At 66.8% G+C, this 14,380-nt stretch carries 16 protein-coding genes; 12 read left to right on the top strand and 4 right to left on the bottom strand.

Going from position 1 to position 14,380, the window contains the following annotated elements; genetic code table 11:
• The first annotated feature begins 210 nt into the window (after positions 1–210).
• Together ACWETB_RS15365 and ACWETB_RS15360 are read left to right on the top strand one after the other, a co-directional pair.
• Positions 211–861, top strand: coding sequence for a pyridoxamine 5'-phosphate oxidase family protein (locus ACWETB_RS15365; RefSeq protein WP_348809277.1), 651 nt, complete (start codon positions 211–213; stop codon positions 859–861).
• A gap of 355 nt (positions 862–1,216) precedes the next feature.
• Positions 1,217–2,023 (top strand): helix-turn-helix transcriptional regulator, encoded by an 807-nt coding sequence (locus ACWETB_RS15360; protein WP_348809278.1) that lies wholly within the window; start codon positions 1,217–1,219, stop codon positions 2,021–2,023.
• 145 nt (positions 2,024–2,168) lie between these two features.
• On the opposite strand, the gene ACWETB_RS15355 is transcribed toward ACWETB_RS15360, so the two are convergent.
• Complete coding sequence (locus ACWETB_RS15355) at positions 2,169–2,927, bottom strand: helix-turn-helix transcriptional regulator (RefSeq protein ID WP_452212049.1); 759 nt, start codon at positions 2,925–2,927, stop codon at positions 2,169–2,171.
• Between the two features lie 192 nt (positions 2,928–3,119).
• Between ACWETB_RS15355 and ACWETB_RS15350 the strand changes: the two genes are divergently transcribed.
• Genes ACWETB_RS15350 through ACWETB_RS15340 form a run of 3 tightly spaced genes read left to right on the top strand, consistent with a single transcriptional unit; the run spans position 3,120 to position 5,154 of the window.
• Positions 3,120–4,286, top strand: a complete 1,167-nt coding sequence (locus ACWETB_RS15350) for an LLM class flavin-dependent oxidoreductase (protein WP_348809280.1) — start codon at positions 3,120–3,122, stop codon at positions 4,284–4,286.
• Between the two features lie 47 nt (positions 4,287–4,333).
• Complete coding sequence (locus ACWETB_RS15345; protein ID WP_452212047.1) at positions 4,334–4,831, top strand: flavin reductase family protein; 498 nt, start codon at positions 4,334–4,336, stop codon at positions 4,829–4,831.
• Entirely contained in the window at positions 4,828–5,154 is a 327-nt protein-coding gene (locus ACWETB_RS15340) for a hypothetical protein (protein WP_452212045.1), read from the top strand. Before ACWETB_RS15345 ends, ACWETB_RS15340 begins: the two co-directional genes overlap by 4 nt.
• Here the strand turns inward: ACWETB_RS15340 and ACWETB_RS15335 are convergent.
• The gene (locus ACWETB_RS15335) at positions 5,129–5,413 is read right to left on the bottom strand and encodes a DUF7218 family protein (protein WP_348809282.1); all 285 of its coding nucleotides are present in this window, start codon (positions 5,411–5,413) and stop codon (positions 5,129–5,131) included. The two genes, ACWETB_RS15340 and ACWETB_RS15335, sit on opposite strands and share 26 nt — an antisense overlap.
• Positions 5,414–5,733: 320 nt before the next feature.
• On the opposite strand from ACWETB_RS15335, the gene ACWETB_RS15330 reads away from it, so the two are divergent.
• From ACWETB_RS15330 to ACWETB_RS15300, 7 genes are all read left to right on the top strand, one after another.
• The gene (locus tag ACWETB_RS15330) at positions 5,734–6,027 is read left to right on the top strand and encodes a DUF2218 domain-containing protein (RefSeq protein WP_452212043.1); all 294 of its coding nucleotides are present in this window, start codon (positions 5,734–5,736) and stop codon (positions 6,025–6,027) included.
• Positions 6,020–7,012, top strand: coding sequence for an ABC transporter permease (locus tag ACWETB_RS15325; RefSeq protein WP_452212041.1), 993 nt, complete (start codon positions 6,020–6,022; stop codon positions 7,010–7,012). Before ACWETB_RS15330 ends, ACWETB_RS15325 begins: the two co-directional genes overlap by 8 nt.
• Positions 7,013–7,122: 110 nt before the next feature.
• Positions 7,123–7,959 carry a Rho termination factor N-terminal domain-containing protein gene (locus ACWETB_RS15320; protein WP_452212039.1) on the top strand — a complete coding sequence of 279 codons (837 nt, stop codon included), beginning with the start codon at positions 7,123–7,125 and terminating at the stop codon, positions 7,957–7,959.
• 74 nt (positions 7,960–8,033) lie between these two features.
• Positions 8,034–9,302 carry a LuxR C-terminal-related transcriptional regulator gene (locus ACWETB_RS15315; RefSeq protein ID WP_452212112.1) on the top strand — a complete coding sequence of 423 codons (1,269 nt, stop codon included), beginning with the start codon at positions 8,034–8,036 and terminating at the stop codon, positions 9,300–9,302.
• Positions 9,303–9,465: 163 nt separating this feature from the next.
• The gene (locus ACWETB_RS15310; protein WP_449742494.1) at positions 9,466–10,560 is read left to right on the top strand and encodes an S-(hydroxymethyl)mycothiol dehydrogenase; all 1,095 of its coding nucleotides are present in this window, start codon (positions 9,466–9,468) and stop codon (positions 10,558–10,560) included.
• A complete protein-coding gene (locus tag ACWETB_RS15305; protein WP_348805695.1) occupies positions 10,557–11,186 on the top strand; it encodes an MBL fold metallo-hydrolase in 630 nt (209 codons plus the stop codon). The genes ACWETB_RS15310 and ACWETB_RS15305 overlap by 4 nt, the downstream gene beginning before the upstream one ends.
• A gap of 84 nt (positions 11,187–11,270) precedes the next feature.
• On the top strand, positions 11,271–11,723 hold the full coding sequence (locus ACWETB_RS15300; protein WP_452212036.1) for a DoxX family protein: 453 nt from the start codon (positions 11,271–11,273) through the stop codon (positions 11,721–11,723).
• 78 nt (positions 11,724–11,801) lie between these two features.
• Here ACWETB_RS15300 and ACWETB_RS15295 read toward each other — a convergent pair whose 3' ends face one another.
• Both ACWETB_RS15295 and ACWETB_RS15290 read right to left on the bottom strand, forming a co-directional pair.
• Positions 11,802–12,599, bottom strand: coding sequence for an IclR family transcriptional regulator (locus ACWETB_RS15295; protein WP_452212110.1), 798 nt, complete (start codon positions 12,597–12,599; stop codon positions 11,802–11,804).
• A gap of 83 nt (positions 12,600–12,682) precedes the next feature.
• Positions 12,683–14,380, bottom strand: a complete 1,698-nt coding sequence (locus ACWETB_RS15290) for a BCCT family transporter (protein WP_449742496.1) — start codon at positions 14,378–14,380, stop codon at positions 12,683–12,685.

Genomic DNA, 14,380 nt, shown 5'->3' with positions numbered 1-14,380 from the left:
TGAGCAGTTCCTCCTTCTCGCCGGTGACATCGACGGACAGGGTGACGGGGGGTGTAGGTGCCGGCCATGGTGAGTCCTTCTGGTGTGGGGTGAAGTGAACTGACGCTGTCGACGGTAAGGGTGATTGCGGACAACTTCGGTCCGCGATAGTCCGGCGGTTCTGGTGGGAATTCGGTTGCGGCGTCCTGGCTGCAGGGCGACGATGCGTGCATGACCTCCGACCCGACATCAGCTGCGGACCGCCACGCCGACGAACCCGCGGCGCTCGGCGGTCTGCGCCGCAAACCGCATCGCGGCGGTGATCGGGCGCTGCTCGACGAGGTCCTCGACTCCACGCTGGTCGGCACCTTGTCGACGGTGATCGATGGCTGGCCGTGGTCGGTGCCGATGCTGTTCGCCCGCGACGGCGACGCGCTCCTGCTGCACGGATCCATCGCCGCCGGCGCCCTGCGTCATGTCGCCGAAGGCGTTCCGTCCACGTTCACCGTGTTCATCCTCGACGGCATCGTCGTCGCCGATGCGCTGTTCGATCACTCCGCGAACTATCGGTCGGCGGTCATCCGCGGCATCCCCGAGCGCGCCGACGACGAGGTCGCGGCGCTGAAAGTGCTGTCGGACAAGCTGATTCCCGGGCGCGTCGCCGAGGCCCCGGAGATCACCCGCAAGGAACGGGCGGCAACCATCGCCCTGCGCATCCCGATCGTCGACGGGCAGTGGATCGCGAAGGCGCGCATCGGTGGTCCCGGCGTCGAGACCGAGAACTGGACCGGTGTGGTGCCGACACGCACCGTCTTCGACGATCCGATCACCGCCACCGGACATCGGGTTCCCGAGTCGGTCCGGCGGCTGGTTGGTGGCTGACGTGAGGCATGTGGCCCCAACGGATTTCGTCTCGCCGGCCGTGCACTGATCCGAGTGGCGATATAACCGGGATGGCTCAGGGCATCGGAGGAGATTATCGCTTCCGTCCGGCCCGGCCGTCCCGTCTATATCGCATGGTCCGGCCGAGCGGCGATACAAACGCGGTGTCAGAGGGCACTCGCGTCGTATATCGACACGGGAGACCTCTCACGCCGCGTTCATATCGGTATCCGGCGGGCGAAATGGTGGTGGTGGGCCCGAGTAAGCTGAGTCACACTTGCCGGCCGTGGTCTGGCCGCGCGGGCACAGGGCGTCAATCCCGGAGAGGGTCGGCAGACAGCACAGGAGGTGACGTATGCCCGAGTCGTTGGCTGCGCCGGTCACCGATGCGTTGCGTCGTCTGCGTCGGGTCAGTGGGGTTTCGCTCGCCTTCGGCGGCATCGTGCAGAGGGGTCGGGCTCTGCGGCTGAGCCAGTTCGTCGGGCCGACCGTCGGTGCCCTCAACGGCGTGGCCGTCGACATCGGGCACGGGCTGGGCGGCAAGGTCGTGGCCACCAACCGGCCGCTCGTCGTCGACGACTACCTGCGGACCCCGCGGATCACGCACCGCTACAACGCCGTCATCGAAACCGAGGGTCTGCGTGCGATGGCGGCGGCGCCGGTCATCGTCGACCGCGAACCCGTCGCGGTGATCTACGGGGCACTGCACACCGACGACCCGATCGGTGGCCGGGCGCTGGATGCGTTGGCCCTGGAGGCCCGCACCCTGGAACAACAGATCGTGGCGTCGCGGACCTCGGTGGAGACCGCGGCCGCCGACCCCGACGCCGATGCCCTCCGCATCCGGATGACGCAGGCGTACACGCAGTTACGGGAACTCGCGAGGTCGGTCGACGACGCCGACATCGCCGACGCGATCGCCCGCATCACCGACGGCTTGCTCGACGCCGGTCCCGACACCGACGCCGTCGAATTGACCGCGCGGGAGCAGGACGTGGTGGCGTTGGCCGCACTGGGGTACCCCAATGCGCGGATCGCCGAGTCGTTGGGAATCGGCGTGCAGACCGCCAAGGGCTACATGAAGGATGCGATGCGGAAACTGGGTGCGGCGAGCCGGTTGGAAGCGGTCGTCGTGGCGCGCCGGTCCGGGCTGTTGCCGTGACCCCGCCCTGAGGCCATCAAACACGGTGTCGGCGCGGGTGTTTCGTGTCCGCGCGGTGCCCGCGCCAGGAGCGGTCATTGCACAGACCGCGTGAACGTGAGGGCGCCGCGCCGACGAGGATCAGCCGCGTCGGCGTTATGCGAGGTCAGGCCGGTGTTGTGTAGACCAGCTTGACGAACTCGGTCCGATTGCGGACGTGGGTCAGAGCGAAGATCCGGCTGACGTACTTCTTGACGGTGTCGACCTCCAGGCGCAGCACGGCGGCGATTTCCTCATTGGTGAGACCGTCGGAGACCAGAGCGCCGATCTCCTGCTGGCGTGGGGTGAGGTGGGTGCGCCAGTCGGGCACCGGGTTCCCGGGCATCGACTTGGCCTGTGCCGACAACTGCCCCGCCAACAACCCCAGTGCGTGTACACGAGTCGGCGGCAGGTCCTTGCCCTCGGAGTCGAAGATGCCGATCAGTCCATGGCAATCGGCGGCGAGTCCCAGGTGCAGGACGGCGGCGCTGTGCAGGCGTCGTCGGTAGAGGAAGCCCTCGAGGTACTCGACCGCAGTCGATGGCAAGCGCCGCAGTTGACGGTGCGAGATGGCGCGCGGACCCTGCAGGGCGGCAAAGGATTCGGCCGATGCGAACATGTCGGTGCGATACCAGCCCGTCTGGTACTCGTCGATGATCGGCGTGATCCTGCCCGTGGTGACCGGGTCCGAGTCGGCGAACGCGCTGCGAAATGTCGGCCCCGCCAGGAATGTGGTGTTGGGGAACCCGTACTGCGTGTGCAGCGCGTCCATCAGGGTGTGTTTGAAGTGCTCGAGGGTGGCCGCCTGTTCGCATATGTCGAGCACCGCGAAGATCCGCTCGTACTCCGCGCTCGGCAGTGACTCGCGGGTGTCGACGTCGTGCATCAGGTGCGCCTCCTGTGATCCATGCCACAGGTGCCCCGAACCCATGAAACTCGACGCGGGATTCAGGTGCAAGGAGGAGTGTCCACTTTGGTGCACTGTGGTGTCGGTCACAGCGCGTCTACGGTGATCTCAGCGCGCACCGGACTCCGGTACGACACCCTCGCATTACCACATGACCAGGAGAAACACACGATGAGCAGACTTCGCTTCGGCTACTTCATGGCCCCGTTCCACGTTCCCGGACGCAATCCGACCGCGGCTCTCGAGCGTGATCTGGAGATGGCCGTCCACCTGGACAAACTCGGCTACGACGAGGTCTGGTACGGCGAGCATCACTCCGCGGGCAGCGAGATCATCGCGTCGCCGGAGATCATGATCGCCGCCGCCGCCCAGCGGGCGCCGCGGATCACCTTCGGGACCGGCGTGACGTCGCTGTCCTATCACAATCCGCTGTGGGCGGCCGATCGGATCATGCAACTCGATCACCTCACGCGGGGCCGTACGGTGTTCGGGATCGGGCCGGGCTCGTTGCCGACGGACTCGGCGATGATCGGTCTCGACCCGACCGACACGCGTGAACTGCTGTCGGAGAACCTCGACATCGTCGTCCGGTTGATGCGGGGTGAGACGGTGAGCGCCAAGACCCGCACTCATGAGTTGTTCGACGCGAAGCTGCAGCTCGCGCCGTATTCGCCGGGCGGCATCGAGATCGCCCTCGCCGCGGTCGCCTCGCCGACGGGGCCGCGTCTGGCCGGTCGCTACGGACTGGGGCTGATCTCCATCGGCGCCACCCTGTCGGCCGACGGGTTCGACGCGCTCGCCCACCACTGGAATGTGATGGAGGAGCGGGCGCAGACCCACGGCACCAGCGTCGACCGGTCGCAGTGGCGTCTGGCCGGGCCGTTCCACATCGCCGAAACCGAGGCGCAGGCCCGCAAGCAGGTGGAGTACGGCATCGAGGAATGGTTCGACTACTTCCAGCATGTGGCCGCATTCCCGCAGATGGCGGTGTCGGGCAGTCGGCTGACGGAGATGATCGACTTCATCAACGAGGCCGGCATCGGCGTCATCGGCACACCAGAGCAGGCGCGGGCGCAGGTGCAGCGGCTGTGGGATCAATCCGGCGGCTTCGGCTGCATGCTGCAGATGGGTCATGACTGGGCCAATCCCGAGGACACCAGGAGGTCGGCGGAACTGTTCGCCGACGAGGTGTTCCCGCACTTCCAGGAGCAGGCCCAGCCCACCCTCGATGCCGCTGCGCTGGCGCGGTCGGTGCGCGAGGGTCATGCGAAGAAACAGATGGAGGCCGTCGACCACATGACCCGCAAGTATGAGCAGGAAGTCTCGGCCAAGGGCTGACACGGCACGGCCTGCTGCCGCGGGTTGGATACAGAAGGAGTGAATGGATGAGTCCGCAACTTGCGCGACCTGATTCGGTGGCAACGGGTTTCCGTGAGGCGATGGCTCATGTGTGCACGCCGGTCACCGTCATCACGACCTTCGACGGTGACCGGCCGCACGGCACCACGGTCAGTGCGTTCATGTCGCTGTCGATGGGGCCGCCGATGGTGGCGGTCGCGCTCGACGGTGATTCCGAACTGCTCGCGCTGATCCGGGAGTCGGAACGATTCGGGGTCAACGTGTTGGCGTCCGAGCAATCGGATGTGGCGCTGGCGTTTGCCCGCAAGGGCCGTGACAAGTTCGACGGTGTCGGCTGGCGGCGACGTGACGGCCTTCCTGCCCTCGACGGCACCTCGGGCTGGGTCGCCTGCACCGCAACAGAGTTCGCTGTCGGTGGCGATCATACGGTGATCTTCGGCGAGGTGATCGGTGCGGATCACGAGGTCGCCGAACCGCTGACCTATCACCGCCGGGTGTTCGGCACCCACCGGGGGCACCGATGATCATCGTCGTCGACGCCGAGGGACTGACGCTGCACGATCCCCACGACTACACCTGTCTGCGGGTGGGGGACGGTGCGGCGGGATCGTCCGATAACCGAATGGGACTGCGGCGTAGAGCATTCGGTCGCGTCGACGACGGCGGTCGGGTGCGGATCAACACCCGGGCGCTGGCCGCCGAACTGCGTGGCGTGCACGCGTTCAGCGGCCGATGGTTCCCGGTGCTCCTGGCGTGCGCGACCCTGTGGGGGTGGGAACGGTGCGGTGACGAATTGGTCGGTGCCGCGGGCGACGTCGAGGTCAGTGCTCTCGCAGCGCCTCGATGAGTTCGTCCTTCTTCATCGACGAGTACCCGGTCAGGTCGAGTTCCTTTGCGCGCGAGCGCAGCTCGTCGACGGTCCAGTCCTCGTAGGAGCCGGAGTGTCCGCCACGCGCGCCCACCTTCGAACGGCCCTGGGCGGCTGCGGCATTCGCGATGCGGGCGGACTTCTCCTTGGAGTTCCCCTCATCGCGGAGCTTCTCGTACAGTTCGTCGTCCTTGACCGACGGTCCGGGATCGTCGGCGGGCTTGTTGTCTGCGGCCATGGTGCCTCCTTCTGGCACCACGCTACGCCGAGTGGTCGGCAAGGCGGTCCGATCGAGGTATCCCGTTCTCCGTTGACGGCGCTTGCCATGACGTTGACAGCGCTCAGGTGAGCGCCGTCAGTGGTGGGGAGAGCGCCGTCACGTTGCGCCGTCGATCCGCTCCTCGATGTCATCCGAGTAACGTGACACCCGCCGCGGCATCGAGACCGCCACTGCCACAGCCGACGACGACGCGCGATCGGCGAAGGCAACGCCCGGACGGTGTACCCGTGGATGTCGGCGCAGGTGCCGACCGCCGCACGGTGAGAGAGGAATTCACGTTGAACACCATCACCAGCATCGCGACGGTGGCCACCGATCGCGCGGCCCGCTACGACAACCAACTCGCCTCGCATCTGAGTCGGCGGTCGGTCACCCGGTGGGAGGCGGCGACCGGCACCGGCACGCTCGAGATAGGTGACGGCGCCGCTCACGCCGAACTCGTGAGCACACCGGAAGCGCTGGTGTTCACCCTGACCACCGCACCGGACAACGCCGATCTGTACGAGGACGTCATCGGGCGCGCCGTGAGTCACGGCCTCGAATCGCGCGCCGATTCGGCTGACGATGACTGACACCGGAGTGCGTCGGGCATGGGACGAATTCCGTGGCTCCCGGTTTCTGCCGGCGACCGTGCTGGTGCTGATCCTGAGTTGCGCGGCAACACTGTTCGTCGCGTCCTACACGTACGCGACGGCCAACCCCAAACCGGAGAACATCCCGATCGTCGTCGTCGGCACCCTGGCGCCGTCGACCGCTGCGACGCTGGAGCCCGAACTCGAAGTCGCACTGGGAAGTTCGCTCCAGGTGCGGCATGTGGACGAGCGGTCGGAGGCTCTGGAGCTGATCGATGACCAGAAGGTGTTCGCGATCATCGAGACGCGGTCGGGGTCGACGCATCTCGCTCTCGACGTGAGCGGCGCCTCCGGTCAGACGGTGGTCACCCTGCTGGAGGAGTCGATGCCGCCGGTTCTGGAGAAGGCCGGATTCACCGTCACCGACATCAAGCCGCTGCAGCACGGAGATCCGCACGGGCTCACCATCTTCTACATGACGCTCGCGTCGGTGATCGTCGGATTCGTCGGCGCCGTACAACTCGGAGTGCACGCCAGGTCGTTACGACCTTGGGAGAGAATCGGATTCACCGCGGCGTACTCGATACTCGGTGGATTCGGGATGGCCGCGGTCGCCGACTGGCTTCTCGGAGCGCTGGACCTGCCGTTCGTGGAGTCGTGGTTCATCCTCACGTTGACGCTGTTCACCTGCGGCATGGTGTTCACGATGTTCAGTTCATTGTTCGGTCGGTGGGCAATGATCCCGACCTGGCTGGTGATGGTGCTGCTGGGCAATCCGTCCTCCGGAGGGGCGGTGTCGTGGCCGTTGCTTCCGCGCCTGCTGGCCACCATCGGTGGATGGTTACCGCCCGGAGCATCGGTCAACGCGCAGCACACCGCCGTGTATTTCCCGGATCACCAATATGTTTGGCCGTTCCTGGTGCTCGCCGGGTGGTCGGTGGTCGGTTGCGCGGTGTACCTGTGGAGATCGAGGCCGGCGAGGTAGCGGGGTGCGTCGGGCGAACACGCCGAACGCCGCAGACACCTGCCTCGTGCGCACGCAGGGTACTACCCTGAGACCCGGCCGAGGTAGGCGGGTATGGGAGGAATGTGGGCGTGGGCAAGAAGGATGCGGGTAAGAAGGCCGGCGAACCCAAGAAGACCGATGAACTCAAGAAGACCGATGAACTCAAGAAGACCGGTGAGAGCAAGAAGGACAAGGCCATTGCGCGGCTGGAGTCCGAGATCGGTCGACTGACCACCGAACTGGCACGAGTGGAGAAGGCGGCCCGCAAACGCATCAAACGCTCCGAACGTGACGTCGCGAATCTGCGCACCGAACTGCTGAAGGTCGTTGGACTGGGATCCGACAAGGGCCCGAGGCTGACGTCTGCTGAGCCGAAGGCGGACGCGACACCGGCCGAAACGAAGCCGGCCGAGAAGAAGGCCGCCGAGTCGAAACCGGCCGAGTCCAAGCCTGCCGAGAAGAAACCCGCTGCCGAGAAACCGGCGGAGCCAAAGCCTGCCACGAAGCCTGCAGCGCAACCGAAGTCGACCCCCGCGACTCCGCCGACAGCGGCGCCGTCCACCCCACCGGCGTCGTCGACACTGTCCACCCCACCGTCGTCGGACGGTAAGAGTCCGGCGCAGAAGGCCACCGCCGCATGGGGTGTGGCGGCACCGGGTGAGAAGAAGCCCGCCCCGGCGACACCCGATCCGGCCAAGCCTGCGCCCGTCAAACCCGCGCCGGCGAAGGCTGCTCCCGCCAAACCTGCACCCGCCAAGCAGACCCCCGCCAAGCAGACCCCCGCGAAGCAGACCCCCGCCAAGGCCACACAGCGTGCGTCGCGGAGCGGTCCCACCGTCGCCGAATTGCGTACGCAGGCCAAGGCCAAGGGCATCAAGGGGTACTCGTCGATGACGAAGGCGCAGTTGCTCGCCGCACTGAAGTGACTCGCTGAGGCGACGCCGCGGTAACCCGACGTTTGGCACCCGGCCCGCCGGCGGGGTGCAATGGACCGGTGAGTATCGAACCGCGTCTCGCCTCGCCCATCGGGCAGTGGCAGCAATTGTGCGCCGTCATCGACGGTCCGCTGCCCGAGATCGCGGTGCGATTCTCGCGATTCCTCGCGCCGACGGATGCCCACGAGGCATTGATCATCTTCACCCGCGAATGCACCGGACGACCGCGCAAGGTGGCCGGGACCCCGGACATCGTCGAGCGCGCCACCATCGACGAACTCGATCAGATCAAGAACACCGTCGGCGTCGGCGAGGTGAGTGAACTCGACGCCGTCCTCGGTGGTGCGCGCCGGCCGATCCGCGCCGTTCGCGACGCGACCGACACACTGTTGGTGCTGGTCCCCAGACGGAGCAGATCGGGGACGGGGACGTCGAAGGAGCTGCTGGCGGCCTGGTTCGCGATCGTCGCGGTGTCGATCCGGCAGCAGGTCGCCCAGGCGAGTCCCGATTACCTGGCCGAATCGCGGGCCGCGTCCAGTGAGCGCGCCCGGACGATCGCGCAGCTCACTGAGGCGCACGAGGACACTCTGGCGTCCGTGCTGGGCACCCTGCGTTCGCGCGACCTGGACGATCGGACGGCGCGGTCGACGGCCGCGGAGACGGCATCGTCGGCGCTGATCACCCTGCGCGCGGTCGGTGACACCGACCGCAAGCTCGCCACCGAAGCGGTGACCACGGCGTTTCGTCGGCTGCAGGCCGAACTCGAACCGGCCTTGCGTCACCTTGCCGCCGACGTCGACTACGTCGGCCCGTCGGTCGACGGCAGTCCGCTGCCCGGGGAGATCGCACACGGTGCGCGGGCCATCGTGCGCGCGGCGGCGGTGGCCGTCGCCGCCCAACCGGAGCTGGCGCGGGTGCGCATCGAGTGGGACAGCAGTGGCGATGACCTCGTCGTCGACATCCGTGATCAGGGACCGGGTGAGCTCGATGGCGAGTTGCTCGCCCGGCAGCTGGCCGGTCGGCTGCAGGCGCTCAACGGGGAGCTCGAGGTGGAGTCGATCCCCGGGTGGGGGACGCGGGTGTCGGCGCGGATTCCGCTCGCGGCGTCGGCGGCCCGGCCCGACGAGGATCGGCTCTCGGCGCTGAATCCCCGTGAGGTGGAGGTGCTCGGGCACCTCGCACTCGGCCGCCGTAACAAGGCGATCGCCGCGGCGCTCGGAGTGTCGGAGAGCACGGTGAAGTTCCACGTCACGGCGATCCTGCAGAAGCTCAAGGTGTCCAACCGTGGGGAGGCGGGCCTGCTCGCGGCGAGTGCGGGCATCGTCACCCAATAACAGCGGGCCGAAGGAATGCGGTCGGGCCGGGCTGTACTTTCGTCTAGGTAGAACCATCCATTCGGATGGATGCATGTGTTCCCGACCCCGACAACACTGGGTACGGCACGTGCATGTCGCAGGTGTCAACGGTTTCTGTCATCGAGAGGATTGAGAAGCGGATATGTCGCAGACGGTCAAGGGAGTTATTTCGCGCAGCAAGAATGCGCCGACCGAACTGGTGGACGTGGTGGTTCCCGACCCGGGTGCGCACGATGTGATCGTCAAGATCGCTGCCTGCGGCGTCTGCCACACCGACCTCGCCTACAAGCAGGGCGGGATCAACGACGAGTACCCCTTCCTCCTCGGCCATGAGGCGGCCGGCGTCGTGGAGGCGATCGGGTCCGACGTCACCCACGTCGAGGTCGGCGACTTCGTCGTCCTCAACTGGCGCGCCGTCTGCGGCGAGTGTCGCGCCTGCAAGCGCGGACGCCCGTGGTACTGCTTCAACACCCACAACGCCAGCAAGGCGATGACGCTGGCCGACGGCACCGAACTCACCCCCGCCCTGGGCATCGGGGCGTTCATCGAGAAAACCCTCATCCACGAGGGTCAGTGCACCAAGGTCAACCCCGACACCGACCCGGCCGTCGCCGGGCTCCTCGGCTGCGGTGTGATGGCCGGCCTCGGCGCCGCGATGAACACCGGCAACGTCGGCCGTGGCGATTCGGTGGCCGTCATCGGCTGCGGTGGTGTCGGTGACGCGGCGATCGCCGGCGCGCGACTGGCCGGTGCCACCACGATCATCGCGATCGACCGGGACGCCTCGAAGTTGGAGTGGGCGAAGGATCTCGGTGCCACCCACACCATCAACGGTGCCGAGGTCGACGACGTCGTCACAGCCGTGCAGGACCTCACCGACGGCTTCGGTGTCGACGTGGTCGTCGACGCGGTGGGCCGCCCGGAGACCTGGAAGCAGGCCTTCTACCTGCGGGATCTGGCCGGAACCGTGGTCCTGGTCGGGGTGCCGACCCCGGAGATGACCCTGGAGATGCCGCTGGTCGACTTCTTCTCCCGCGGCGGTTCGCTGAAGTCGTCGTGGTACGGCGACTGCCTCCCCGAGCGCGACTTCCCGATGCTCATCGACCTCTACGAGCAGGGTCGGCTGCCGCTGGAGAAGTTCGTCACCGAACGGGTCGGACTCGGCGACGTCGAGGCCGCGTTCTCGGCGATGGAGGCCGGCAAGGTGCTGCGCTCGGTGGTCGAGGTCAAGCAGTGAGCGACCTGCGTATCGACAATGTCGTCACGTCGGGGACATTCTCGCTCGACGGCGGGACCTGGGATGTCGACAACAACATCTGGCTGGTCGGCAACGACGACGAGGTGGTCATCATCGACGCCGCGCATTCGGCGGCGCCGATCCTGGCGGCGGTCGGCGACCGCACAGTCAAGGCGATCGTGCTCACGCACGGCCACAATGACCACGTGACCGTGGCACCGGAACTGTCCAAAGAGACCGGCGCGCCGATCCTGCTGCATCCCGGTGACGACATGCTGTGGAACGACACCCATCCCGACGTCGAGCACGAGGATCTGTCCGACGGGCAGCAGATCGAGGTCGCGGGGACGACGTTGACGGTGATCAACACGCCCGGGCATTCGCCGGGGTCGTCGGTGATCTACGTGCCCGAGGCCGGAGTGCTCTTCAGTGGCGACACCCTGTTCCAGGGTGGCCCCGGGGCGACGGGGCGCTCGTTCTCGAGCTTCCCGACGATCATCGAATCCATCCGCGACAAGATCTTCGTCCTCGATCCCGAGACCAAGGTCTACACCGGTCACGGGGACGGCACCACGATCGCCGAGGAGGCCCCCCACCTTGAGGAATGGATCAAGCGGGGGAGCTGACGGCGGGCGATCCGCTCCCGTGAGGTAGCTCACAGTTACCTCACAGCTATTGGTTGATCATGCAAGCATTGCGATAGTTAGGCAATGCTTACCTCACTTAAGGCTGCGCCCTGGGCTATCGGGATCTTCCGGATCATCGTCGGCTTCCTGTTCTTCTGCCACGGCACGTCCACGCTGTTCGCCTGGCCGGTCGCGCCCTACGGCGGTTCCACCGCCGAGTTCGGGTCGTTGCCGTCCTGGTGGGCGGCGGCGATTCAGCTCGTCGGCGGGCTGATGGTCATGCTGGGCGTCGGAACGCGGATCGCTGCATTCATCGGTTCCGGGTCGATGGCCGTGGCCTACTTCTGGAAGCATCTCGGCGACGGGATGCTTCCGATCCAGAACGACGGCGACTCGGCGGCACTGTTCTGCTGGTCGCTGCTGCTGCTCGTCTTCATCGGATCCGGCCGCTGGGCGCTGGAGTCGGTGCTCTTCCGCAGCGCCAGTGATCGACCGGCGGGTTCGTCGGCGGCGCCGGTGTCGTCGATCGCGAACTGACCGCGGGCAACGGTCGCCCGGCCCGCCGTCGGTGCTCGATTCCGGCCGATGGTGTGGCCGCCGGCCGGAGGCGGAGTATCAACCCCGAAAGCCGAAGCGCGAGTTCAGTTCTGATGCTGCGGCGGTGACCTGGGCAGCGATGTCCGCGGCGTGGTCGGGGTCGACGCGGTACCGCGGCCCGGACACGCTCAGGGCCGAGATCACCGCGCCGGTCTGATCACGGATCGGCGCGGCGATCGCGACCAGACCGACCTCGAGTTCCTCGTCGGCGATGGCCCACCCGCGCTCGCGGACCTGCGCCAGATCGGCCAGGAGTGCCTCGATGTCGGTGATCGTGTGATCGGTGTAGCGGGTGAGGCCGCCGGCGAACAGTTCGCGGATCTCGTTGTCGGACAACGCGCTCAGCAGCATCTTTCCCGACGACGTGGCATGCGCGGGTGAGGTCTGACCCACCCACGTCTGCAGGGCGACACTCGAGGTGCCCTGTGCCTCAACGATGTTGACCGCCTGATTACCGCCGAGGACGGCGAGGTTGGTGGTCTCACCGAACTCGCCGGCCAGCTTCTCGCAGATCTCCTGGCCCTGCTTGGACAGATCGAGTGAGGCGTTGGTCGAACTGGCAAGGCGCACAACGGTGAAACCGATGCGATACTTGCGGCTGCCGGGTTCGGGCTCGACGAAGCCACGGGACTCCAGCGAGCCCACGATGCGCGACACCGTCGACTTGTGGACGCCGAGTTCGGCGGCCAGTTCGGTGATGCCCGCCGACCCCATCGCGCCGATGAGTTCCAGGACGGCCAGTGCACGATCGACGGATTGGACGGCTCCGGACGGCGTGGGGGCCTCGTCGCCGGTCCTGTTCTCCTGCGTGGCCATGATGGTGCCCACTGTAGACGACCGCGGCGGCACCCCCGGGAACGCACCCGCGCCGTTGCGGGTGCGTGGTGGGTGGGCCAGCGTCATGGCGTCTCCGCGGACGTCACGGTCTCCGCCACGGCGACGACCTCGTCGTCGACGACGGTCACCACGTCCATCTCGCCGGTGGCGATCGATTCGGCCTGCCGGCGGACGTGCTCGTCGACCTGCTCGGTGAGTTGGGTCCGGGCCACGATCAGCGGGTCGTGCCGCAGGTCGAGGTAGAGCGACACACACATCCCGATCATCACGATGAGAAACGGCAACGCCGCGATGATCGCCATCTGTTTGATGCCGTTGAGGCCGTCGTCGCCACTGATCGCCAGCAGCAGGGCGGCCACCGCGCCGGTCACCGTGCCCCAGAAGATGGTGACCGCGCGGGTCGGCTCGTGCGCCCCGCGTTCGCTCAGTGTCCCCATCACGAGAGACGCCGAGTCGGCGCCGGAGACGAAGAAGATCGCGACGAGGATCATCACCAACGCCGAGGCGATCCCGGTCCACGGTAGGTGTGACAACACGTCGAAGAGGGTGTCCTCGCTGGCCGCGGTGGCGGCGTTGAATCCCAGGACGCCGGTCATCTGTTCACGGATGGCGGTGCCACCGAAGATCGCGAACCACACCAGCGAGACCGCCGTCGGCACCACCATCACGCCGACCACGAACTCGCGGATGGTGCGGCCCTTGGAGATCTTCGCCAGAAACATCCCGACGAACGGGGTCCACGACACCCACCACGCCCAGTAGAAGATCGTCCAGCTCGACAGCCAGGCCGCGCCGTCGGCGTCCACGGTGGCCGACGATCGTGCCGAGAAGGCGGTGATGTCGTTGGCGTAGGCGCCGAGGGTGGTGGGCAGCACGTTGAGGATGAAGACGGTCGGGCCGACGACGAAGACGAAGACGGCCAGGATCACCGCAAGGACCATGTTCGTATTCGACAGCCACTGAATACCTTTGGAGATGCCGGACACCGCCGAGGCGACGAAGCAGGCCGTGAGGATGGCGATGATCGCCACCAGCAGCATCGTCGACGGCTCGTCGACCCAGCCGATCTTGCTCAGGCCCGAACCGATCTGCAGGGCACCGAGTCCCAATGACGCGACGGTGCCGAACAGGGTCGCGAAGATCGCCAGGATGTCGATGAGTTTGCCGACCGGCCCGTTGGTGGAACCGCCGAGCAGCGGGGCAAACACCGCGCTCATCAGCTGGGTGCGGCCGAGGCGGTAGGTGCTGTAGGCAATGGCCAGGCCGACGACGGCGTACATTGCCCACGGGTGAAATCCCCAGTGGAACATCGTGGTCGCCATCGCCACCCCGATGTCGTTGACGTCGGTGTTGGGTGGGGCCTCGACGTAGTGGAACAGCGGTTCGTAGGCGCCGAAGAACATCAGGCCGATGCCCATTCCGGCGCTGAACATCATCGCAATCCAACTGATCGTGCGGTACTCGGGCTTTTCGCCATCCTTGCCGAGCGGGATGCGGCCGTACCTGCTGACGGCCAGCCAGACCGCGAAGATCACGAAACCGGTTGCGGCGAGGACGAACAGCCACCCCAGATTGGCGGTGATCCAGGCCAGCACGGTGGCGCCGACCGACGCCAGGTTGTCCGGTGCGAGCAGACCCCAGATGAGGAATCCGACGACGAGGGCGGCGGTGACACCGAAGACGGTCGGGTCCAGTTGCGGTCGGGTGATCGACCGGAATCGTCCGGTGATCGATTGGTCGGTGCCGACGGGTTTCGTCAT

This window comes from Gordonia sp. NPDC003950, assembly GCF_053605205.1.
The sequence above is the reverse complement of the archived record's forward strand: the minus strand, read 5'-3'. Positions and strand labels throughout refer to the sequence as shown.